Source organism: Dyadobacter psychrotolerans (assembly GCF_004349265.1).
GTDB lineage: Bacteria > Bacteroidota > Bacteroidia > Cytophagales > Spirosomataceae > Dyadobacter > Dyadobacter psychrotolerans.
In genome coordinates this window covers 108521-131417 of sequence record NZ_SMFL01000004.1, presented here as the reverse complement: position 1 = coordinate 131417, position 22897 = coordinate 108521, and the positions used below count along the sequence as shown (strand labels likewise).

Genomic DNA, 22897 nt, shown 5'->3' with positions numbered 1-22897 from the left:
ACGCTAAACAATCAAATCTGTGGGCGCCTTACCAAATTTTTTCTTGAAGGAATGCGAAAAATGAGACAGGCTCTCAAATCCCAAATCGAGGTAGATTGCGGACGGTTTTTTGTTTTTACTCTCTATCAGATGCCGGGCTTCGATAAGTCTTTTTTCCTGTAACCAGTGCCGGGGAGCCATACCGAATATTCTTTGAAAATCGCGCTTAAAACCAGCCAAACTTCTTCCTGTAAGCACTGCAAATTTCTCTACCGGAACGTTGTAGTGAAAGTTGCTTAGCATGAACCGTTCCAGATCCATTTTGTAGGGCTCTGAAAAGTCAAATAATAGTTCTGCCAGTTCGGGCCTGGTGTAAAGGAGCAGATGAACTGCCTCCTTTACTTTTAACATGCCCATCGAATTAATTATTTTTTCCTGTGGATTACGAACATAGGGAAGCACGGACTGAAAAAAAGCACGCAGATAATCATTGGAAGGAATCAGAATATTGGGCGGACCAGTGTACCTTTGCCCTATTTCTATTTGCTCTTCTAACACAATTTTCCGAAGCAGATCTTCCTGTAGACTGATGACAATGGTCTGGTATTCTTCGTCCTCCACAGGCATTTTAGTCAGTGTGGCCAGTTGATTTTTTTGTATCAGCATCATCTCACCACGTCCCATTGAAATCCGTTCACTGGCAGTTTCCAGCGTAAAATGGCCCGAAACCTGCATAACCAGTGTATTGTGCTCCATAAACGCTACTTTCTCCTTTCTCATCGTTGAGTAATAAGAGAAAAATATCACCCCCGGAATTATTACAGTCGGACTAGTCATCAGGTAAAGATATTAAAAAACCAAAAGGATTTAAGTCTGCATTTAACGCTGAAGATACGTACTGCCAAGTATCGCTCCCTGTGCGAAATGGGTGTTAAGCATGTTCATCTCATGATCGGTAAACCGGATATCCATTGCCTGCATATTTTCAGGCAAACGCGACCGGCGGCTCATGCTTACCAGCGGCATGATATACCCGCCCTGCGCGTTTACCCAGGCAATAGCCAGCTGAGCAGTCGTGTACCCTTTTTCTTTTGCCAGGTTTTTCAACACTTCAACTTTTTCAAGATTCATGGTCAGATTATCACCCTGAAAACGCGAGAAATGATTGTGGTAATCATCCGCCGCAAGAGGAGCTTTCATTTCTCCTGTCAGCAGTCCCTCAGCTGTATTTGCAAATGCAACAACACCAACTCCCAGCTCTCTGGCTGCTACAAGCAGATCACTTTCTATCTGCCGGTCGGCCAGTGAGTAACCTATCTCCAAAGCTGCTACCGGGTGAATACTATTTGCTGCGCGCAGTTGGTCAGCTGTTATTTCAGAAACGCCCAGATACCGTACCTTACCTTCTTTAATAAGATCCGCGACGGTTCCGATTACGTCCTCCAACGGAACACTGCCATCCAGCCTGCTTGGTTGATAAAGATCAATGGTGTCAACTCCAAGCCGCACCAAAGAGTAATTAATGAAATTCTTGATTGCAACCGGCCGAAGGTCCATTCCGATCCATTGCCCATTGTAAAAAATCGCTCCAAATTTAACGCTAATAAAAGCGTCGTCCCGCCTCCCTTTAACTGCCTTTCCAACGAGCAGCTCGTTGTGTCCGCTTCCATAAAAATCACCGGTATTCAAAAAATCAATACCGTTGTCGAGTGCCATTTGAATGGTAGCCACACTTTCTGTCTCGTCATTGGTTGGTCCTCCCCAAACCGAAGACATACGCATGCAGCCTAATCCCAGTTTAGAAACGAGCGGGCCATGATTGCCCAGTTTTATTTTTGGTATCCTCGTCATCTGTTATGTTTATGATGTTACGATACAAAGGTTGCTGTTGCTTTGCCGAACCCATTTCCTGTACAGCTCAAATAACTTGTCTGTACGGTTCAGTTATTTGTTAGTAAATGTAGCCATCCTCTTTCAACAGTAGTAACACCAGGGTCCGCTGCTGTTGCTGCTCATCGGACAAGGCCATTTTTTCCCAGACATTGACGTTATCGGTATCCGGATAGTGTCTTTTCATATTCATCTCATTAAAGTTTTTAAGTTGTTCAAAACGCTCATTGAGGAATATATTTTTCTCCTGCTGAAAAAACCTGATTCGGTACTGTAAAAATCCAAAAACTCCTTTTGTAGCCTCATCCATTTTAAAGATAAAGGAGGCAACATTTGGCCAAATACAGAATTGTTTGTGTCTGAGTAAAGATGCTTCCAGGCTTTTAGGCTTGTAGGCTTGTAGGTCCGGTAATGCCGGAAATGATCCGCTATCATCTGTTTCTTTTCATTGAACAAGAACCTTTGATATTCTGCCCGTAGAAATTCAATTTTCGCCTGTTCGCCGTCCAGCCAGCCAAAAGGCAAACAATCCGGATCTTCGAAAAATCCGGGAAGAAAAACCTCGTTGAGGAATTTTAGAAGATCCTGAACACTGTTTAGATCATTAACTCCGAACCGACCCTGCTCGGCAAGGTCCAGGGAATAGCTTTCCAAATGCTGGTTTCTCGCATCCTCATAGCGGGTAAACTGCTCGGAATCAAGTATGCGATGATAAACATAAGATTCGTAATCAGATTCCTCCCAGACCGAAAGAGATGAGCTGGTCAACACTGAATATTCCTGTTCGTAAAGAAGGATTTGCTCTGCCTGACCGAAGGTGAGATTCAGGTAAGCATGCCTGCTTCTTACGATTTCAACAGACCATTTGTATTCATCTGAAGACATATTATTAAAACTATTGTAATGTAAATTTTACTTAAGCTGCTCATTTTTAAAAGGATCTGCAACTATAAAAAATTAATTCGTGGCAGTATCCAAAATGGCAGACTTTTTGCCCTCGCAAACTGATGCCACCCGCTTTGAGTCACGAAATCAAATCTTCTAACCGAGCTCGTCTCAAATTTCAGAAGTTCACCGATTAATCATAAAAAACAGCAACGAGCTTGCTGTAAAAACATGCCCGTTACTGATGCTGATGATCTGACAACAAATTACCAGCCAGGGTTTTGTCCTAACTGCGGATTTCGGGTGCGATCCGTTTCTGGTATGGGGTAAAGGTATTTTTTATCAGCCCATTCCCTTTGCCCCGGATTCCAGACCACCTCACCGGAAGTCCCGTTTGAAAGTTGCAACCTTCCCACTGCTGTGGAAGGCGTCACATCAACAAAGGCTATTCCCGGTGTTGTTGAGGCTGGCTTGGTACCCTGGTAAAAATAAACATCTTTGGTTCCATCCCCATTCAAATCATACTCGCCCAAAGCAGGAACATACATCCCATTCATTGGCGCTGTCTGAAAAAGCTCTCCAAGCTTCCATCTTTTGAGATCATCCGTGCGAAGTCCCTCAAAGATCATTTCAATACCTCTTTCACGGAGTACTTCCAGCAGGATCGGGTTTGAGAATTTACCTCCCAAAAAACTGATCATATATGGATCGGCTACAGTTGGCAGAGTTGTCAGCGTTGCACCCGTAATACCTGCTCTTTTACGCAGCGCACCTATTGTTGAGGCCCAATCAGTTGTTGTCATTTTACCAAGTTCTGCAAGCGCCTCAGCTTTATTGAGCAGCACTTCTGCCCAACGCATAATAATGTGCGCATTGTCATTACGGCTCTCATCATCATAAGGGAAGCGCTCATCATAGCTCCACTTGATGGGTTGGTAGCCGGTATAAGTCTGGGTAAAATTTGGCGGAGAAGCAACCGGAATACCATTTTCCGTCCTTTTATAATCACCAACACGGATGGTTTGTTTTAGACGCAAATCACGGTTTTTGACCTCCTCGACAAAAGGCGTTGTTTGATAACCAGCCTTGCTGGTAAATGGCGTGCCGTCCAGATTCAGGTAAGTATTAATAAAACGGCGGGTTAAACTCGGTCGGTTACCATAGGTCGGACTAATAAAGCGGCGGTTAGCTGAGCTGAAAACCTGTAAACTCGCGCTCAGCGCTACTGAAAGTATAGTCTCATCGGTGAAAGCTGTTTTGGCAATGAACATGTCCCTATAAGCCCGTTCCAGCGATGGCCCCTCATGCAATGTAAAGCCGGTGATGCTGTTTGCTTCTTTTACCACTTCCTCATACCAGGTATTGGCCGTCGACTGTTTGTTGTATTGAGTATGATACTTTCGGAACGACGCTTCAAAAAGACAAATGCGCGTCTTGTATGCACGTGCTACATTTTTAGTGATTCTCGTAACACTTGGATCAGAGGTTAGCGTAATGTTTGCAATGGCATAATTCAAGTCCGCAAGTACGTTTTCCATTACTTCAAACCGGTTTGTCCTCGGGCCGTACAGTGTTGTCTGATCATTTACATCGATCGTTTTGTCAATCCACGGCACATCTCCGAAGCGTTTTACTTTGTCAAAATAAAACAAGGCGCGAAAAAAGCGGGCAACTCCCAAATAGTGCGTTTTGGTGATCACCTGACTCTTTTCTGCATTTTCGATAAAATAATTGATGTTTCTAAGATCAGCCCATGACCATCCTGAACTGGTAACCGGGCTAAGTGCATTCGGTGCCAGATAGTTATCGACCCCGTTGCGCGCAACCAGGTCTGAAATGTCGTCGTCCTGAAACACACCCACATCAGTACCGGGAAGCAAATCGTAAAATGAGTTAACATACAGATCCAAACCGCTTTCCGATCCGAATACAGCTTCATTGGTCGCGGTGTCTACCGGTACTTCGTTTAAATCACAGGAGCTGACACCGCATACTAACAACAAGGCCAGCGTATAGTTGTATATATTTTTAGTTTTCATCAGAATCAAAAGTTAAGGGTAAGACCTACTGAAACTGCTTTCAGCATAGGATAGTTATATCCGTCTCCGCTTGTTCCGCCGCTTAAATCGCGGTCAGAACCGAAAATACTGGTTACATCCGTATCGCGTGTCCACTTATACATCGGCGACCAGGTCCAAAGGTTTTCCCCCGACAAATACACTTTCAGATCGCGTGCATGGATTTTAGAAACAATTCGGTTTGGAATCGTATATCCAATTTGCAGACTTCTCAGGCGGATATAACCCGCATTTTGCAAATACCGGTCGTTGGCAACATGCAGTGCACGATTGCTTTGAGCAATGTATCCAACCAGACGAGGCAGATAGGCATCGAAATTGCCAAGTTCCTCACGGAACATATTATCCTGCTGCCATCTCGGATACGCATTGTACGGGCGGTTATATTGTCCCCAAAAACGTGCTTCTGCGGAGGGATACCAGTTTTGCTTCATAACACCCTGAAAAAAACCGGCCAGAAAAAACCCGCTCCAGTCCCCCGAGAGGTTCAGACCATAGGTGTAGCGGGGCTCAGAGTTACCGATAATGGTTTTATCTCCCGAATTACCTACCCGGTTTAACCCCTGGTAAATCACATTGTCCCCGTCGAGGTTTCTAAATTTTAGATCGCCCACGTATGATTTTCTCGTATTGGTGCTGGGAATATTACTTTGTGAAGGCGAATCGGCAATCTCAGCCTGAGATTTGAAAAGGCCTTCTACGCGGTAGCCCCAAATTTCACCTACCTGCTGACCTTCATAGTAATCTGTTAGATTTTTATCAGGATTGTTGTATTTGGTGATAATGGCTTTGGAATCCGCAAGCGTAAAGCGAGCGCTGTAGTTAAAAGGACGTGAGGCCATTGTGAAATGATCAGACCAGTTTAAAGACAGCTCCCAGCCACTGGTTTTCAAATCAGCATAATTGCCTTTTGGCACTGTTGTACCAAAAATTGCAGGAACAGTAGGCCCGACAGTAAACATATCGGATGTCCAGCGGCGATACATATCCCCGACAAAACTCAGTCGTTTGTTGAGCGAACTGAACTCAAGACCCACGTTGCCGGTTGTAGAAGTTTCCCAGGTCAGCCCTTGCGGAACTACGCCTGGCTGGCGGGTTACCTGCGGACGTATGCCATTGATAACACGGCCTGATTGTGAGATCCCGAACTTTTCATAAAAAGAATAAGGATCTATATTACCATTTCCCAGCGAGCCGTACGACCCGCGCAGTTTTACATTCGAGAGCACTTTGGGATTAACCTTCCAGAATCCTTCCTCGGAAATTCGCCATCCGGCGGAAACAGAAGGAAAAAATGCCCACTGCTGTGTAGTTGGAAATTTAGAGGAACCATCATAGCGCCCGTTTACTTCCAATAGATAACGTTCGCGGAAATTATAATTTACACGGAAGAAACCTCCGGCGATGGCCCATTTCTGATAGCCTCCGCTGGTTACAATACTCTGGCCTAATGCCAGATTGATGTCGTCAGCACCTGCATAAACAATTCCGTTACGCTGAGCAGAAAGGTTACTATAAACTGATTGTTCGTAGTTAAATCCGGCTAATAAAGAGAAATTATGGATGTTATTAAACGATTTGGTATAATCAGCATAAAAGTTCGTAGCCAGATAATTGGTCGTTCTTTTCCTTTCCAGAATATCATTTGTATTTGTACCCGTATAGCCAAGAACGCCCTTAGCCCGGCTGTAAGGCACCTGCACGCGGTTTTGCTGGGTTCCAATATCGGTGCTTTGAAAAGTAAGGTCAGCACGTACGGAAAGCGCTTTATCAAAGAATTCTGACTTTGCCGATATCTTATTTTTCAAAAAACGCTGCGTATTATCAATTCCATTGCGGCCAATGTAATAATCGCCGACGGTGTAAGCTGCGGAGAAAGACAGGGTTCCGTCCGGGTTTAGCAACGGTGCCAATGGATGTCCTTCATCAGCGATGTTTCGATAAATTCCGCTTCCCTCACCTACGTTCAGGGGTTGATGATATTTTTGGGTAGAATATTCGGTGTTGTTGTCGATTCTTAGCCATGGAGCTACCTGTATACTTCCCTTTGCACGTAAGTTGTACATCTGGTAATCGTCGGTATTGTAGCGAAACAGACCGCTCTGTCCGTTATAACGACCGCTGAGATAAAATGTAGCTTTGTCACTGCCTCCTGAAAGTGATAAATTATGATCCTGGGCACTAAAACGCTCCTTATATAATTCTTTATACCAATCCGTGCTGTAGTAGTACTGATATTCACCAGTCGACGGATTTACCTCTACCCTGGGCAGTGACGGATCCTCCCATCTTCTTTTTATCTCAGCGAGGTAGGCAGGCGAAAAGCTAATGGTTTTATTAATGGCCGTTGGCGTACTTCCGTTGTCATTCCAACGCGACCAGGCATCGCTGAAACCTTGCGCCCATGGATAAGAATCCGTAATGTTATCCGGGACTTCGGTCGGTGATTTTATGGAATAATTTGCAGAATAAGAAATGGCTACTTTCCCCTCTTTGGGAGTTTTGGTTGTAATCAGCACGACTCCGAATGCAGCCCTTGCACCATAAATTGAAGCTGATGCGGCATCTTTAAGCACTGATATGCTTTCTATATCATTTGGATTTAAAAAACGCGGATCCGCCTCAACACCGTCGATGAGCACCAATGCATTTCCACCCTGCCCGATCGAAGTCGTTCCACGGATATTGAAGCTTGGGGATTGCGTGGGTTTTCCGTCAAGCATTCTTAAGTTCAGGTTGGGCACCGCGCCGACCAGCCCCTGTGCGATATTAGGAATGGGTCTGTTTTGAAATACTTCCTGACCGACCTGGTCGACCGCGCCGGTTAGGTTAACCCGCTTTTGTGTTCCGTAACCAACCACTACCACCTCACTAAGAGATTTTGAATCTGCTATTAGTTGTACACTGATATTGCTTTTTGACCCGGTTTGAATTTCCTGGCTAAGATAGCCAACGTATGAGAATACCAATACCGCGCCAGCATCCGGAACGCTCAGACTATAGTTACCGTTGGCATCAGTTACGGTTCCTGTCTGACTTCCCTTAATTACAACGTTTACTCCTGGTAGTCCTGTCGGCGTGGCAGCGTCAGTCACTTTACCGGTTATTAGTTGATCCGGCTGGGAATCGAATGAGTTTATGGAGGATTTGGCCGGTGAAGTCAAAATTCCGGACTTCTCCGGAGTTTCAGCCAAGCTTGCAGCGCCCACCAGGGCGATTAACGCAAGCTGAGCCAGCGAGCTTTGTAAGGCACTCCCCAAGGAAGAAACCTTGTTTTTACAGCAATGCATACGTGTAGATGTGTTTTATGTGAAAATAAATTGAAGTGAATAAATAGGCAATTAACAACAACCCCTGGCCGCGGAGCCATTATTATACAGCAAACGACCACCAGCAGAACCGTCACAAAATTCTGTAAATGTTGGTAAAACTACTTTCGTGAAATGCTGATTTAACAATTTCATAATTTTTAGATTATAGGCCTAAAATAACAAAAAATATAATTATTTTATTATTTTACAAAGGAAAACGTTTTAGATACCCTTTTGTGTTAGCGGTTTGAAAAGAACTCCACGCTGGCCAGAATGCCCGGTTATGCGGCCTGGAGCTAACCCTGACACAATTCGTTCAGAGTATAGCGATCAATGCAGAACGGGCACGTCTATTTCAGATTGACAATAATTTTTTTGAAATACCGGACGGGATTTAGGCATGGAGCAAGGTTTACCAGGCAGGAGCTGCGGCACAACCAAACTCAGCAGGCAGTCGATGGAAGGCAAAATCAGCCTAAGAGTCATAGGATGCTGTCAATACACCCACTTTTAGTTTAGCCAAACTTAGATTATTATTTGCAGCCTGAATATTAATGACCTTGGGGTCATATGGAATTTCATCCAGCAAGCACCAGACTTGTAGTCACTCTGTCTGATGTAATGAAAAATTTACACAAAAATATCGGACGTGCAGTACAAATTCTTAGCCTAACTTATCGGACAGCCTATTCCCGTTAGAATAACGAAGGATCATTGAATACCAACAACCACAAAATACCATCAAACTACTTCGTAACGTATATGATAACTACTTATCGGATATTTGATTGTGATTGATCAAACTTGCCTTTATTTTAAAAAACTTAAGAAAACCTTAAGAATACCAAGACATTTATCTTTATACATTTGACCATAACCTAAAGCAAATCGATTAATTATTTATCTCACCTATACACACAAATCATTAGACGTTAAAATGATCAACAAATTCTATTAGCTGCCAACAGTCAACTTGTTACTTTGCTTTATGAATAGTACTTAACAATGTCATAAAAATCAAAAGGAATTATGGCTCTACGAATCACACGAGAAAACGATATTCTGATTTTGTTAGTCATAATCATTTTTATTTGGGTTTTTCTGATTTACAGGTCTGGTAATAAACAGTAGCAGGTTTCCAGCCGGGCCTACTGCGATTGTGATAACCACAGCATCTGCCGTCTGAGGACACAAGCGGTTGGTTGTAGAGCGGTCAACCGGTGGGAGGTACATAAAATACAGGGTGCGTATTAATAATAGGAATAATTCTAAATTTTAACTTAAGTGTTAAATCTTTTTTAACCTGTGTAATTTTGGAGCAAACTCAACATTTACACACATGATACAGCAAAAGAAGCTTCGCAAAACGATTCCGCTTACGGAATCTCAAAGCCGAAGGCTGCATGAATTGAGTGAGTTCGACGGTCTGGATCCATTGGAACACTCTATGAGAGCAATCGACGAATATCTTAGAAAACAAAATATAGATATCCAGCCGCCAAAGGAAAATGAAATTCAGGCAGAGTTAAAGAATCTTACGGCTGAGTCAAGCACGTCAGGAGCGTTCTGGATATCTGGCACGGTTGATAAATATGAGTTTTCGGCTTTATTTCTCAAGTTACCTTCAAAGTCCGGAATTGATAAGGGGAAAGTCTCGAAGCTTTCTATCTGGGATCCGCAGGTGCTCGAAGACAGCAAGAGCTTCATTGGAGCATGCATTGTAAATTATGACCGAGGCTGGGATATCAAGCCCAGCAAAATTGCTGAACCGTTATATAATAAGGTAAAAGTTTTGCTGGATAGCTCAGGCGAACAATATATCAAGAAACGACGCCTTAGGTAACCGGGAAGTGGCTGTCGACAAATTTTAAGGCGATCTTAAGAATTATTTAAGATAATTTAAAGTCTCATACCATTTACTTAGCTGCCTAAGTCGCATGAAGTAATCAGACTTTCCATTAAAGGTTTAACCCGCTTAAAATTACATCTATGAGAATCCTGATAGCAGAAGACGAAAAGGGTATCCTGAATTTTCTTCAGCAGGGATTAGAGGAAGAATCTTACGCAGTAGATGTAGCCAGTGAAGGAACAGCCGGTCTGGACATGGCTCTTACAGGCAACTATGATCTGTTGCTTTTGGACTGGATGTTACCCGGCAAAAGTGGTTTGGAGATTTGTTGTGAATTTAGAAAACATTTTGCCAAGACACCTGTCATATTCCTCACCGCACGCGATACAGTCCAGGACACGATCTTAGGTTTACAGTCAGGAGCCAACGATTACATCAAAAAGCCTTTCAGTTTCGATGAACTTTTGGAAAGGATAAAAGTTCAACTGCGTCCGGTGTCTGGAGAACAAGCCGAGTTTACACTGGGTCCGATACGTATTGACACCCAATCACATCAGGTTTTTAAAGAAACCGAAGAGATAAAACTTACCCAAAAAGAGTTTGGACTGCTGGAATATCTACTGCGAAATAAAGGTAAAGTGTGCCGCAGGACCAGAATTATCGAAAGCGTCTGGGACATCCATTTTGAATACAATACGGGTGTGATCGATGTATATATCAATTCATTAAGAAAAAAACTTAAACTGGCAAAAGAAGAGGATTACATTCAGACCATTCGGGGAATCGGTTATATTGCAAAAGAGATCTGACCGAAACGATAATGGCAACTTCCTTTAAAAACAAGATCGCGCTGAATTTTACTTTAAGCACTGCATTTTTAGTGGCTGTCATTTTCTTTGTTATCTATAACATCGTCAGTCTTACCGTTTTTAACGAACTTAGAAACGAAATCAATTTAGAAGCTGATAAACACTTTTACGAGGTTGGCGTAAAAGACGGAATGCCCTTTATCGCTGACAAAGCCGAATGGCTGGAGAGAGAACATCGCGAACTGGAAATAAATCCGGTGTTTGTTCAAATAACGGACAGCCGTGGAATTATTATAGAAAAATCACCAAATCTGAAACTTGATGGCCTGAATACCGACCTGTCGCAGGAAAATAAGGCCTTCTTTCAAACGCAACTCAAAGGCCAGGCCATCGTACAGATACAGGTAGCGCTTAAAGATAAGAGCGAAATTGCTGGTTATCTGATTGTTGCTATTCCAATTACGGAGTCTGAAAAAGTACTGTACAACCTTAAAAGCGTGTTATTAATTTGTTTTCCGGTTGTGTTGCTGGTGCTGTTTTTTGTGACAAGGTTTATCGCAGGCAAAAGTATTCAGCCCGTGCTGAGTGTTATTTCAACGGCAGGTAAGATAACTAATGAGAATCTCACGGCCCGAATTCCGGTGCCTGCCAGTAAAGATGAGCTGCGAAAACTGGTCGTTACCATCAACGATCTGATGGATCGTATCGAAAATGCCGTAGAACGTGAAAAACAGTTTACTTCTGACGCTTCTCATGAATTAAGAACACCGCTTGCAGTCATTAAAGGAACTTTGGAAGTTCTAATCCGTAAACCCCGATCCATTCAGGAATATAAAGACAAAGTGGCATTTGCGATTAAGGAGATCAACAGAATCAGCTATCTGGTAGATCAATTGCTTCTGCTGGCCCGATTCGAAAGCCAAAAAAAAGCGATGGATCACCAAAAGATCGACCTGTCGGAACTGACAGCAACGATTCTGCTGCGACAGCAACAGCAAATTTTAGAAAAAGGGATTTCAGTCAGTTTTGATACGGAAGATCAATACTGCGTATACTATGATCCGTATGTTGTTGATATCATCATTGAAAACGTGATTTCAAACGCTGTGAAGTACTCAACCCAAAGTGGAAGAATCAGAATCAGGATCAGCAAAAACGATTCAGAAATAATCTATTCAGTTGCAGATAAAGGAATAGGAATTGAAGCGAATGAAATAGAGAAAATCTTAAAACCCTTCTACCGTTCAAACCCTTTGCAACACCCACATATCACAGGCAACGGATTAGGTTTGTCAATTGTGAAAAGAATGTGCGAGTTGCTGCGCATTGAATTCTTAATTGAAAGTCAGCCTGGCAACGGAACGACAGCCAGTTTTGTTTTCAGATCTTAAGAGAACTTTAAGATACCCTTGAGACAAATCTAAGAATACCAGGGTTACTTTTGATCCGTAACAGCGATTCATACCGACTTTCTGTTTATCACAACAAAGCGTCTGACAGTTAAGTATTTAACCTACTGTCGGTTCAATAAATCCTTATGTTAAATAAAATAATCGGATTTGCCGTTGGTAACAAGCTCATTGTAGCGCTCTTCGTGGTCGCCCTGGTGGGCTACGGAACTTACGAGCTCACAAAGCTTCCCATAGATGCCGTCCCGGATATTACAAACAACCAGGTCCAGGTAATCACCATTGCTCCCTCCTTTGGAGCCACCGACATAGAACGACTCGTGACCTTTCCGATTGAACAGGCCAACAACAACATTTCGGGTTTAAAAGAAATTCGCAGTTTTTCACGGTTTGGCTTGTCGCTGGTGACCATTGTTTTTGAGGACGATGTCGACATTTACTGGGCAAGACAACAGGTTTCCGAGCGACTTGGAAAAGTACAGAACGAAATTCCAAAGGGAATAGGAACCCCTGAACTTGGCCCGATCAGTACCGGTCTGGGAGAAATTTATCAGTATGTGGTCAGGCCAAAACAAGGCTACGAGCATCGTTACAACGAGACGGATCTTCGTACGATTCAGGACTGGATCGTACGCCGGCAGTTGCTGGGCGTTAAAGGCGTTGCCGAAGTAAGCAGCTTTGGAGGAAAACTCAAACAATATTCGATCGAAATTGATCCGCAGAAACTGCTTTCGTACGGCATAACCATTAGTGATGTCTTTGTTGCACTGGAAAACAATAATGAGAATACAGGAGGTGCATACATAGAAAAAGGTCCGACCGTGCTGTTTATTCGAAGCGAAGGATTAGTTGAAAACCTGGATGATATAAAAAATATTTCTGTAAAAAATCTCTCTGACGGCCAGCCATTACTGATCCGGGATGTTGCCGATGTAAAGACCGGCTTCGCAACACGTTACGGCGCAATGACCTACAACGACAAAGGAGAGGTGGCGGGAGCCGTGGTGATGATGCTGAAGGGTGCAAACAGCAGCGAGGTGATTAGAAATGTGAAAGAGCGTGTAGCGCAGATCCAAAATACTCTTCCGGAAGGCGTTGTAATAGAAGCATTTCTGGATCGCACCAAAATGGTCAACAATGCCATAGGAACCGTTGAAAAAAATTTGCTCGAAGGTGCCCTTATTGTTGTCTTTGTCCTGGTGTTGTTTTTGGGCAATCTAAGAGCAGGTCTTCTGGTGGCATCCGTGATACCTCTGGCAATGCTGTTCGCTGTGATCATGATGAATACATTTGGTGTAAGCGGAAATCTGATGAGTCTGGGCGCTCTGGACTTCGGATTGATTGTGGACGGAGCCGTCATTATCGTCGAAGCGGTCATGCACCAGATTACGCATAGCAAAAAGTTCACCGGACTTCCGAAGATCACCCAAGTTCAGATGGATCAGGAGGTCAGCGAATCCGCAGACCGGATGATGAATAGTGCCGTTTTTGGGCAGGTCATTATTCTAATCGTTTACCTTCCGATATTTACATTGCAGGGAATTGAAGGAAAGATGTTCAAACCTATGGCACAGACCGTTGCCTTTGCTCTTCTGGGTGCATTTATTTTGTCGCTGACCTACATTCCAATGATGAGCGCTGTATTCTTAAGTAAAAAAATCAAGACTGCACCTGGCTTTTCCGATCGGATCATGGACAAACTTTCTGGCAAATACCGTTCCGCACTCGAGCGTGTAATTATACATCCAAAAATGATTCTACTGGCTGTATCGATCCTGTTTGGCTCTGCGATATACGTATTGACGAGCCTTGGCGGTGAGTTTATCCCTGCTTTGGAAGAGGGCGATTTTGCTGTCGACACCCGCGTGTTGACCGGAAGCAACCTGACGACAACTATTGCAAACACACAAAAGGCCGCTCACATTCTGAAATCACAGTTTCCCGAAGTTTTGAAAATAGTTACCAAAATCGGGAGCGGAGAAGTCCCGACCGACCCGATGCCGATGGAGGCCAGCGACATGATGGTGATTTTAAAAGACAAAAATGATTGGACCTCCGCCAAAACTTTTCCGGAGCTATCTGAAAAAATGAGTGAGGCATTAAAAGAGGTCCCGGGAATTACAGCCGGATTTCAGTTTCCGGTTCAGATGCGGTTTAATGAACTTATGACAGGAGCCAGACAGGATGTGGTCTGCAAAGTATTTGGGGAGAATCTCGATACGCTCGCGATGCTGGCAACACAACTCGGTGCGCAGGCCGGCCAGGTTAAGGGAACAAAAAACCTCTACATCGAAGCGGTTTCAGGAATGCCGCAGGTAACAATACGTTACAACAGAAGTGCTCTGGCGCAGTTCGGTCTTGGAATTTCAGCTGCGAACCGAACAGTCAATACGGCCTTGGCAGGACAAATTACGGGAATGGTTTTCGAAGGTGAAAAACGTTTCGAACTGGTCGTAAAACTGAGTGGAGAACGGAAGAAAAACCTTGCAGACATCCAAAACCTGCTCATACCGCTCGCGAATGGAAATCAGATTCCGCTATATCAGTTAGCCGAAGTGAAAATTCAAAACGGCCCAAACCAGATACAAAGGGAAGATGCCAAAAGACGGATCATTGTTGGATTCAATATTGCAGGAAGAGATGTGCAGACGATTGTTAACGAGCTGCAAACAAAAGTCAACAAAAATCTTAAACTCCCCACCGGTTACTACATTACCTACGGAGGATCGTTTGAAAATCTCAACGCTGCCAAACAGCGGCTAATGATCGCTGTACCTGTTTCGTTGGTACTGATTTTTGTGCTTTTATTTTTTGCATTTAATTCTGTCAAGGACGGGCTATTGATATACTCAGCCATCCCACTGTCTGCCATCGGGGGCATCTTTTTTCTTGCTTTACGCGGAATGCCTTTTAGTATTAGTGCAGGAGTTGGTTTTATAGCACTTTTTGGCGTTGCCGTTTTAAACGGAATTGTCCTTGTTGCAGAATTTAACCGAATCCGGAAAGACGGCCAAAAAGATATCAGGCAGGCGATTCTGGAAGGAACACAGCATCGGCTCAGGCCGGTATTAATGACAGCTTTTGTAGCATCTCTGGGATTCTTTCCCATGGCCGTAAGCAGCGGAGCCGGTGCAGAAGTGCAGCGCCCTCTTGCAACTGTAGTCATCGGAGGGCTTCTGGTAGCGACCTTTCTGACCCTTTTTGTCTTACCGGTTCTATATCTTTTTTTTGAAAATGGTTTTAAATTTAAGCTGAAAAGCAAGGCGGCTTTACTTTCATTTCTGATTTCATTTTTTTTCCTGTCAGTCAGCAACTGCGCTTTTTCGCAAAAAAAGATCGATTTGAAAACAGCCCGGCAAATCGCTTTGGCCAACAACCAGAATCTAAAAACAGAGAAGCTCCGCACACAATATCAGAAAGCATTGATACAGACAGCAGCGGTTGTGCCGCAAACAAATTTCCAGTTTGAAGCAGGACAGATCAATAGCTACTACTCTGATACACGCTTCAATATCACACAGTCGGTAAGCCTTCCGGTTGTATACGCACGGCAGCGAATACTCTATCAAAGTGAGCTTGCTGCCAGCGTTTTGAATGTCGCCGTTCGGGAAAATGAGCTGAACAGAAATGTTGGACAGGTATTCTATCTAATCCTTTTTCAAGGCAAAAAACTTGAACTTCTCGAATCGTTGGATAGCTTGTATACGGGCTTTTCTCAAAGAGTGCAGCAGCGTCTGGAAAAAGGAGAAAGTGACATTCTCGAAAAATTAACCATAGAAACACAGCTGGCTGAAACAAAATTGCAGAGACAGCAACTGGAATTCGATCTGATTCTGAGCAAATTACAGTTTCAACTACTACTTAATGCACCTGAAGCGCTTGAACCGGCCGAAACGGACAGCAAATTTACCCCGGTGATCGCCAACGATTCGGTGCCTTTGGACAATCACCCTCAAATGCGACTGCTTAAACAACAGCAGCGGACCGCAGCGGCGACGATTGATACGGAAAAAACCAAGCTTTTACCACAGGTGAGCCTGGGTTACAACAACATGAGTATGCGCGGAACAGGCGCCAACGACAAAACCTATACAGCTTCCCAGAGATTTCATTCCGGGCAAATCGGTATTGGAATACCCCTTTTCGCAGGAGCGCAAAGGGCCAGAGTCATTTCCGCCAGGATAAATAAGCATATCGCTGATCAAAATTACGTGGCTGAAAATCAAATTTTCAGATCAGAATATATTTCAGCCCGAACCGAATACAGAAAACTCCTGGCAGCGGCACAGTATTATGAAACCGAAGGATTACAGAGTGCCGAAATGATTGTCAGAACGGCCAATGAACAACTTACCGCCGGAAGCATCAATTATCTTCAATGGGTGCAGCTTGTAAACCATGCAACATCTATCCGCAGTCAATACCTGGATGCACTGATGAACCTGAACAGTAAAGCAATTGAGCTAAACGCATATCTGGAAAATTAAAACAGCCACTATTTATGAAAATGATCATATATGCAGCAGTTGCCTTCTTGACGCTGAGTTGTTCAAAAAACAATGAAAAAGAACAAAATGCGCCGAAAACATATGTCAACCAAAATCTTGCGATCCTGACTTTCAAACAAATTCAAAACGCAGGAATAAAAACGGCTTTACCTGAAAAAAAGCAGATTTCATCCACCTTGAAGTTATATGGGAAAATTGATGTCCCTCCACAAAACATCGTTTCAATAAGCGTTCCGCTTGGAGGTTATCTTAAAACCACAAAATTGCTGCCGGGAACACGGGTAAAAAAGGGAGAAATTCTGGCTGTGATGGAAGACCAGCAATACATTCAGCTTCAGCAGGATTATCTGACCGGAAAAGCGCAGTTGAAATATCTTGAAAATGATTATCTGCGGCAAAAAGAACTGAACAAAAGCAAATCGAGCAGTGACAAAATTTTTCAACAGGCTGAGTCTGACTATCAAAGCCAGCAGATAATGATCAGATCGTTGTCTGAAAAGTTAAAATTGGCGGGAATCAATCCTGACAAGTTGTCGAAGGAAAATATCTCCCGAAGTGTCAATATTCTCTCACCCATCAATGGTTATGTGTCAAAAGTAAATGTAAACATTGGCAGATACGTCGCTGCTACCGAAGTGCTTTTTGAACTGATCAACCCAACCGATATTCATCTTGCCCTCAAAGTTTTTGAAAAAGACCTTGATAAAGTTAAGATTGGCCAGCAAATTCTGGCTTACACCAATGACAATCCTGAGAAGAAATACGAATGCGAAATCATCCTGATCAGCAAGGACCTATCCGTGGAAAGAACCGCAGAAATACATTCACACTTCAGGCGCTACGAACCGGATCTGCTGCCGGGCATGTTCATGAACGCTGACATCCAGTTGCAAAACCGGTCGGTGTTAGTTTTGCCAGATAACGCAATTGTTACTTATGAGGATAAACAGTACATCTTTATTCCAAAAGGCAAAGGAAAGTTTGAAATGAAGCCGATTCAGACCGGAACTGCGGAAAATGGCTTTACCGAAATCCGTTCAAGCGAAAAGCTCGGCGGCCAACAATGTGTTGTGAACGGGGCCTATTCACTGCTGATGTTTCTTAAGAATAAATCGGAAGAGTAAAATTTTACTAACACACTAAAACAGGCAGGTCAATTTTCCAATTCTAAATCGTTGATAACATGTTTAAAAAAATCGCCCTTGGTTTGCTGTTGGTGTTAATCACAATCCAGTTTATAAAACCAGAAAAAAACCTTTCTGACAACCAGACGCACAATGTCGCTATGAAGTATCCGGTTTCAAATGAAGTGAAAGAAATACTCGAGCTTGCATGTTACGATTGCCATAGTAACAAAACTACCTACCCCTGGTATGATAACATTCAGCCGGTTGCCTGGTTTCTGGATCACCACGTACGGGAAGGAAAAAGAGAGCTGAACTTTTCCGGGTTCACAAAACTGCCCATCGCCGTTCAGAATCATAAATTCGATGAAACGATTGAAATGGTGGAAAAAAAAGAAATGCCGTTGCAATCCTACACCTTTCTGGGACTGCACAAAGGGGCCAATCTCACAGATCAGCAGCGGCAGGTACTTATAAGTTGGGCCAGGAATCAAATGACGTTACTCAAAAATCAATACCCGGCCGATAGCCTGGTTTTAAGACGAAAGAAAGTAACAACAAAATAAGCTGGTGAGGGATATTAATTTTCAATTAAAATTAAAAAATATTAGACTATTTTATTAGAATAATTCTAAATAAAATAATGGAGTTTAGTCCAAATAAAACAATCGACTATACGGACATATTATTCGTAAATTACTAATAATTAAACACTTACAAAAATAAAATTCTCATCAAATAGAAATCTCATCTCACGTTGACCAGCCAGACAGTATCAGATATATCCAAACTATAAATTGTCACCAAAAGTTGCAACTTAAAACGAGAAGTCAGGGTATTTCAGACCGCCGATGGTGCGCAACAATAACGGGTTGGTATTCGTAATGGCTATACACTGAGGAACAATTAAAAACCCAAATTTATGACAAGGATTGAGTTTCTGAAATCCGTCGGTTTTAAGGGGCCGGCTTTGATGGCGTTGTTGACTTCCTGCGTAAATCAGCAGGACACAGTTGTGGATGCACTTTCCATCCTGGCCACGACCGACACCCAGGTGACAATAGACACGGCAAACATTTCCGGCACAGGAGCGGTTTCGGTGAAGTTTCCCACGAAACTGGCCATAACAACGGATGCATTAAATAAACTGAGCGCAAAACTTAAAATTGACCTTACGACAACTTCTAATGCTGCACTTTTAAAGGTTGGAGGTTATCTTGTAAAAAGCGGCATCGTGGTGGCCCAGTCTTCATCCGGCGTGCTGGTAGCGGCTACCCAAACGTGTTCGCATGAACCTAAAAAAGCAATCATTTTTAACAAAACAGAATTCTATTGCACCCAACACGGGGCCCGGTTCAGCCTGACAGGATCCGGATTAAATACCTATGGAAAAAACGGTCTTACCATTTACAAAGTTGCCACAGACGGCAACACTGTTGTCATTTACTAACCCTGCTGATTTATTATGAAACTGCTGAGTACTATTGTTTTGACTATTATCTCCATCTTTGGCTCAGAATGGAAGCTTGATTTTTCCGAAGCCAAATCTCAGGCCGCGTCCGAGCATAAAATGATTCTGCTAAGTTTTTCGGGATCCGACTGGTGTGGACCTTGTATAAAACTTACGAAGGATGTTTTCGAATCTACTGAATTTCAGACCTATGCCTCCCAGAAGCTTGTGATGGTAAGGGCTGACTTTCCAAGACAAAAGAAAAATCAACTTGAAAAAAGCCAGGTAGCAAAAAATGAAGCTCTGGCCGAAAAATACAATCCCAAAGGCCTGTTTCCGCTGACGGTCCTAATCGACAATAAGGGAAATATTGTCAAAGAATGGGAAGGCTATCAGCCGTCGATTCCAAACTTTATCGCAGACATTCGTTCTCATTCCGGCTCGGTTAATTAGTATGAAAGAAAAGATATTCAAAAAAGTTGTCCGCCTTATGGGCAACCGTTTTGAAATTAGCGTAGTTGACCGCAGAGAGGATTGGGCGATTCAAATTATTGATATTGCCATCACTGAAATTAAAAGGATCGAAAAACTTCTGACCACATTTAGTGATGACAGCCAGACCCAGCTTATTAATCAAAATGCCGGAATATGTCCGGTGCAGGTCGACCAGGAAGTGTTTGATCTTATTGCAAGGGCCAACCGCATTTCAGAGCTGACACAAGGTGCGTTCGACCTTTCTTACGGCTCAATCGACAAGTCACTGTGGAATTTTGATCAGAATATGACGTCTTTACCAACTCCGGAAGTGGCAGGAAAAATGATCCGGCTCATCAATTATAAAAACATCGTATTGGGCTCAGATCAAAAAACGGTTTTTCTGAAAGAAAAAGGTATGCGTATCGGCTTCGGAGGAATTGGAAAAGGCTATGCAGCTGAAATGGCAAAAAGAAAAATGACAGAACATGGAGCATTAAGCGGAGTGGTCAATGCATCCGGCGATTTAACCACCTGGGGCAAGCAACCCGACGGAGCTGAATGGACCATTGGTATTGCCGATCCTGACAAAAAAGACAAGCCCTTTTCCTATATGAAGATCAGCAATATGGCGGTTGCCACGTCGGGAAACTATGAAAAATTCGTAATGATTAACGGCAAAAGATTCTCACATACGATCGATCCTAAAACCGGGCTACCGGTCAGCGGAATCAGGAGCGTAACGATCATCTCACCGAATGCGGAATTATCGGACGCATTGGCTACACCCGTAACCGTAATGGGAGTCAAAGTTGGCCTGAGTCTGATCAATCAGATGGAGAACATCGCATGTATGATCATTGATGACCAAAATAAAATATTCACATCTAAGAACATAAGAGTCACATGAAACGTATACCGAATAACGTTCAAAACGCAATGCTGATTTGTTTCCTTTGCCTGGCAACCCTTGGTTGTGTCTCTGTGAAAGAGTACCAGAAAAACAGAATTAATGATTCTGAAATGGATTTGGCAGCCAGAAAGGCTGAAAAATTTGAGCAAAGTTTTTATTTATACCGCGAAGGTGCCTCGGGAGCGAACGGCGGAAAAAGCGGAGGCGGCTGCGGTTGTAACTGAATCACTTCATAAAATATCCAAATGAAAAAAATCACCCTAACTGTCGCTGCTTTGCTTGGTCTTTTTGGTTCACTGACTGCACAAGTTCAGGATAGTGTTTCGACAGCTTACAAAGCAAAAAAACTAAAGATTGAAGAGGTTAATTTCGTCTCAGCGTATTACAGCCAGAATGGAGATAATTCGGCCATTACCGGGGGTATTGGAACGGAAAAACTGTTTGACATAGCTAATTCGCTTGAAATAAAACTCGTTAAAACAGACAGACTGAACCGCGTTCACAGCATTTCGGCTGACCTGAACATCGACTATTATTCATCTGCGTCTCAGGACAATATAGACCCGCTGACGATTTCCTCCGCATCGCGAACGGATATTCATCTTTACCCGACAATCTCCTGGAACATGAAAGACGACAGGAATCATACCAGCCGTGGCGCTATGCTCTCCTACTCGACCGAATATGATTATAAGTCCTACGGATTTAATCTGAATTTTTCAAAATCGTCGAAGGACAACAACCGCGAAATTACCTTTAAAGCAGGAACATACCGCGACACTTACACAGCTATTCTGCCCTCGGAGTTAAGGCCTAATGGTTATAGTTCAGGTGCAGAGGGAGATAAAGCCAATCTTTATCACAAGCCAAGAAATACCTACAACGGTTCGGTCTCGTTGTCTCAAATTGTAAACAAGCGTTTGCAGGTACTTTTTATCGTCGAACCAACCTATCAGGAAGGGCTTTTGAGTACGCCTTTTCACAGAACCTATTTCACAGACGGGTCGGAAAGAGTCGAAAAACTTCCCGGCAGCAGGTTTAAGATTCCTATTGGCCTACGGTGCAGCTATTTTTTGGGCGACAAACTTATCATCAGGACTTTTTACAGATTTTACGCTGATAACTGGGGCATGAAGGCGCATACCTTCTCTTTGGAAACACCAGTTAAAATTACACCCTTCGTATCTTTGAGTCCATTTTACCGGTTTAGCACTCAATCCGCAATACGTTATTTTGCGCCCTATATGCAGCATGATCCCAGCTCGAAATATTACAGCAGTGATTATGACCTTTCATCTTTTCAGAGTCATTTTGCAGGATCAGGCATCCGGTTTGCTCCTCCCGGGGGTATTGCCGGCATCAGACACTTTGCATCACTTGAAATTCGCTATGGGCATTTTTACCGAAATGCGGGAGCCGGAATGCAGTCAAATATTATCACACTGGCTGCGAAGTTTAAATAATGCTGCTGTTACGCTGATAGCTTTCAAACTTGTTAATTTAGTTTGAAAGTTATTTTGCTGTATCTCAATTGACTTAAATACAAATTACCTTTCTTAAGAGAATCTTAAGGATATATTTAGCATGGGTTACCGGCGAACGAACTACATTTGAAAAGATTCGAGACATGATCTATGTCTCCAGTTACCATTTTATTACAAATAATCCGCAGTTTAGAAAAGAGATGCCAAAATCGGAATCACTACTGATATTGATTTTATAAAGGTTAGCACCTGACTCAACAACCTTCGTTCTGACCACAATCAAACCAGCATATTTAAAAGATTTCGGGGCACTGATGACTGTTGACAAAAAAGTAAAAAGCACGATCTTTCTGGTAGACGATGACGCCGAGGACCGCATTTTTCTTAGAGAAGCCTTTCTCGCTATAACCGAAGACCTGCGGATTATTGAATTTTCCAGCGGTGAAGAATTCCTTGATTTCGTGCCACAGCTCATTCCACAACTACCGCCTTCACTGGTTGTCATGGACATGAATATGCCGAGAATGAATGGCCTGGAAACATTGATTTCTTTAAAGTCTATCCCAACCTGCGGCCAGCTCCCTGTTGTAATTTTTTCCACCGCCTCCAACCAGGTCCACATACAGAAAACATATGCTCACGGCGCGAGTGTATGTTTAAAAAAACCATGCTCTTTTGAAGAATATTTAAAAATTGCAGGGGATTTGATCGTTGATTTCTTATAATATTCGCAA

Annotated in this window: 18 protein-coding genes; 12 read left to right on the top strand and 6 right to left on the bottom strand. The window is 43.1% G+C overall.

From position 1 onward, the window contains the following. Positions 1–3 precede the first annotated feature (3 nt). The 6 genes from E0F88_RS12145 to E0F88_RS12125 all read right to left on the bottom strand — a co-directional run bounded on the left by E0F88_RS12145 (position 4) and on the right by E0F88_RS12125 (position 8122). Positions 4–759 carry a helix-turn-helix domain-containing protein gene (locus tag E0F88_RS12145; RefSeq protein ID WP_229213750.1) on the bottom strand — a complete coding sequence of 252 codons (756 nt, stop codon included), beginning with the start codon at positions 757–759 and terminating at the stop codon, positions 4–6. Positions 760–858: 99 nt separating this feature from the next. Beyond that, a complete protein-coding gene (locus E0F88_RS12140; protein WP_131958530.1) occupies positions 859–1830 on the bottom strand; it encodes an aldo/keto reductase in 972 nt (323 codons plus the stop codon). A gap of 100 nt (positions 1831–1930) precedes the next feature. Next, complete coding sequence (locus tag E0F88_RS34530) at positions 1931–2056, bottom strand: hypothetical protein (RefSeq protein WP_262709881.1); 126 nt, start codon at positions 2054–2056, stop codon at positions 1931–1933. Between the two features lie 2 nt (positions 2057–2058). Continuing rightward, positions 2059–2754 (bottom strand): hypothetical protein, encoded by a 696-nt coding sequence (locus tag E0F88_RS12135; RefSeq protein WP_131958529.1) that lies wholly within the window; start codon positions 2752–2754, stop codon positions 2059–2061. A 266-nt stretch (positions 2755–3020) separates the two neighbouring features. Continuing rightward, the gene (locus E0F88_RS12130; protein ID WP_131958528.1) at positions 3021–4793 is read right to left on the bottom strand and encodes a RagB/SusD family nutrient uptake outer membrane protein; all 1773 of its coding nucleotides are present in this window, start codon (positions 4791–4793) and stop codon (positions 3021–3023) included. Between the two features lie 5 nt (positions 4794–4798). After that, positions 4799–8122 (bottom strand): SusC/RagA family TonB-linked outer membrane protein, encoded by a 3324-nt coding sequence (locus tag E0F88_RS12125; protein ID WP_131958527.1) that lies wholly within the window; start codon positions 8120–8122, stop codon positions 4799–4801. A gap of 1360 nt (positions 8123–9482) precedes the next feature. Here E0F88_RS12125 and E0F88_RS12120 point away from each other — a divergent pair. The 12 genes from E0F88_RS12120 to E0F88_RS12065 all read left to right on the top strand — a co-directional run bounded on the left by E0F88_RS12120 (position 9483) and on the right by E0F88_RS12065 (position 22888). Continuing rightward, a complete protein-coding gene (locus tag E0F88_RS12120) occupies positions 9483–9986 on the top strand; it encodes a DUF7678 domain-containing protein (RefSeq protein WP_131958526.1) in 504 nt (167 codons plus the stop codon). A gap of 146 nt (positions 9987–10132) precedes the next feature. Next, on the top strand, positions 10133–10801 hold the full coding sequence (locus E0F88_RS12115) for a response regulator transcription factor (protein ID WP_131958525.1): 669 nt from the start codon (positions 10133–10135) through the stop codon (positions 10799–10801). 11 nt (positions 10802–10812) lie between these two features. Next, positions 10813–12192, top strand: a complete 1380-nt coding sequence (locus tag E0F88_RS12110; protein ID WP_131958524.1) for a sensor histidine kinase — start codon at positions 10813–10815, stop codon at positions 12190–12192. 146 nt (positions 12193–12338) lie between these two features. Further along, on the top strand, positions 12339–16697 hold the full coding sequence (locus E0F88_RS12105) for a CusA/CzcA family heavy metal efflux RND transporter (protein ID WP_131958523.1): 4359 nt from the start codon (positions 12339–12341) through the stop codon (positions 16695–16697). A gap of 14 nt (positions 16698–16711) precedes the next feature. Then, the gene (locus tag E0F88_RS12100) at positions 16712–17842 is read left to right on the top strand and encodes an efflux RND transporter periplasmic adaptor subunit (protein WP_131958522.1); all 1131 of its coding nucleotides are present in this window, start codon (positions 16712–16714) and stop codon (positions 17840–17842) included. 59 nt (positions 17843–17901) lie between these two features. Next, entirely contained in the window at positions 17902–18408 is a 507-nt protein-coding gene (locus E0F88_RS12095) for a heme-binding domain-containing protein (protein WP_131958521.1), read from the top strand. 356 nt (positions 18409–18764) lie between these two features. Further along, positions 18765–19292 carry a Rieske 2Fe-2S domain-containing protein gene (locus E0F88_RS12090; RefSeq protein ID WP_131958520.1) on the top strand — a complete coding sequence of 176 codons (528 nt, stop codon included), beginning with the start codon at positions 18765–18767 and terminating at the stop codon, positions 19290–19292. A 15-nt stretch (positions 19293–19307) separates the two neighbouring features. Beyond that, entirely contained in the window at positions 19308–19745 is a 438-nt protein-coding gene (locus E0F88_RS12085; RefSeq protein WP_131958519.1) for a thioredoxin family protein, read from the top strand. 1 nt (position 19746) lies between these two features. Beyond that, the gene (locus tag E0F88_RS12080) at positions 19747–20676 is read left to right on the top strand and encodes an FAD:protein FMN transferase (RefSeq protein ID WP_131958518.1); all 930 of its coding nucleotides are present in this window, start codon (positions 19747–19749) and stop codon (positions 20674–20676) included. Between the two features lie 29 nt (positions 20677–20705). Continuing rightward, a complete protein-coding gene (locus E0F88_RS12075) occupies positions 20706–20903 on the top strand; it encodes a DUF4266 domain-containing protein (RefSeq protein ID WP_131958966.1) in 198 nt (65 codons plus the stop codon). A gap of 21 nt (positions 20904–20924) precedes the next feature. Continuing rightward, complete coding sequence (locus E0F88_RS12070) at positions 20925–22142, top strand: DUF3570 domain-containing protein (RefSeq protein WP_131958517.1); 1218 nt, start codon at positions 20925–20927, stop codon at positions 22140–22142. A 335-nt stretch (positions 22143–22477) separates the two neighbouring features. After that, the gene (locus E0F88_RS12065) at positions 22478–22888 is read left to right on the top strand and encodes a response regulator (protein ID WP_131958516.1); all 411 of its coding nucleotides are present in this window, start codon (positions 22478–22480) and stop codon (positions 22886–22888) included. The last annotated feature ends 9 nt before the right edge of the window (positions 22889–22897 follow it).

What these genes read in the sequence shown, in the direction of transcription:
- E0F88_RS12070 (WP_131958517.1), top strand. Translation starts at nt 20,925, where the DNA reads ATGAAAAAAATCACCCTAACTGTCGCTGCTTTGCTTGGTCTTTTTGGT.
- E0F88_RS12140 (WP_131958530.1), bottom strand. Translation starts at nt 1,830, where the DNA reads ATGACGAGGATACCAAAAATAAAACTGGGCAATCATGGCCCGCTCGTT.
- E0F88_RS34530 (WP_262709881.1), bottom strand. Translation starts at nt 2,056, where the DNA reads ATGAAAAGACACTATCCGGATACCGATAACGTCAATGTCTGGGAAAAA.
- E0F88_RS12120 (WP_131958526.1), top strand. Translation starts at nt 9,483, where the DNA reads ATGATACAGCAAAAGAAGCTTCGCAAAACGATTCCGCTTACGGAATCT.
- E0F88_RS12085 (WP_131958519.1), top strand. Translation starts at nt 19,308, where the DNA reads ATGAAACTGCTGAGTACTATTGTTTTGACTATTATCTCCATCTTTGGC.
- E0F88_RS12130 (WP_131958528.1), bottom strand. Translation starts at nt 4,793, where the DNA reads ATGAAAACTAAAAATATATACAACTATACGCTGGCCTTGTTGTTAGTA.
- E0F88_RS12110 (WP_131958524.1), top strand. Translation starts at nt 10,813, where the DNA reads ATGGCAACTTCCTTTAAAAACAAGATCGCGCTGAATTTTACTTTAAGC.
- E0F88_RS12115 (WP_131958525.1), top strand. Translation starts at nt 10,133, where the DNA reads ATGAGAATCCTGATAGCAGAAGACGAAAAGGGTATCCTGAATTTTCTT.
- E0F88_RS12090 (WP_131958520.1), top strand. Translation starts at nt 18,765, where the DNA reads ATGACAAGGATTGAGTTTCTGAAATCCGTCGGTTTTAAGGGGCCGGCT.
- E0F88_RS12135 (WP_131958529.1), bottom strand. Translation starts at nt 2,754, where the DNA reads ATGTCTTCAGATGAATACAAATGGTCTGTTGAAATCGTAAGAAGCAGG.
- E0F88_RS12100 (WP_131958522.1), top strand. Translation starts at nt 16,712, where the DNA reads ATGAAAATGATCATATATGCAGCAGTTGCCTTCTTGACGCTGAGTTGT.
- E0F88_RS12105 (WP_131958523.1), top strand. Translation starts at nt 12,339, where the DNA reads ATGTTAAATAAAATAATCGGATTTGCCGTTGGTAACAAGCTCATTGTA.
- E0F88_RS12095 (WP_131958521.1), top strand. Translation starts at nt 17,902, where the DNA reads ATGTTTAAAAAAATCGCCCTTGGTTTGCTGTTGGTGTTAATCACAATC.
- E0F88_RS12065 (WP_131958516.1), top strand. Translation starts at nt 22,478, where the DNA reads ATGACTGTTGACAAAAAAGTAAAAAGCACGATCTTTCTGGTAGACGAT.
- E0F88_RS12075 (WP_131958966.1), top strand. Translation starts at nt 20,706, where the DNA reads ATGCTGATTTGTTTCCTTTGCCTGGCAACCCTTGGTTGTGTCTCTGTG.
- E0F88_RS12125 (WP_131958527.1), bottom strand. Translation starts at nt 8,122, where the DNA reads ATGCATTGCTGTAAAAACAAGGTTTCTTCCTTGGGGAGTGCCTTACAA.
- E0F88_RS12145 (WP_229213750.1), bottom strand. Translation starts at nt 759, where the DNA reads ATGAGAAAGGAGAAAGTAGCGTTTATGGAGCACAATACACTGGTTATG.
- E0F88_RS12080 (WP_131958518.1), top strand. Translation starts at nt 19,747, where the DNA reads ATGAAAGAAAAGATATTCAAAAAAGTTGTCCGCCTTATGGGCAACCGT.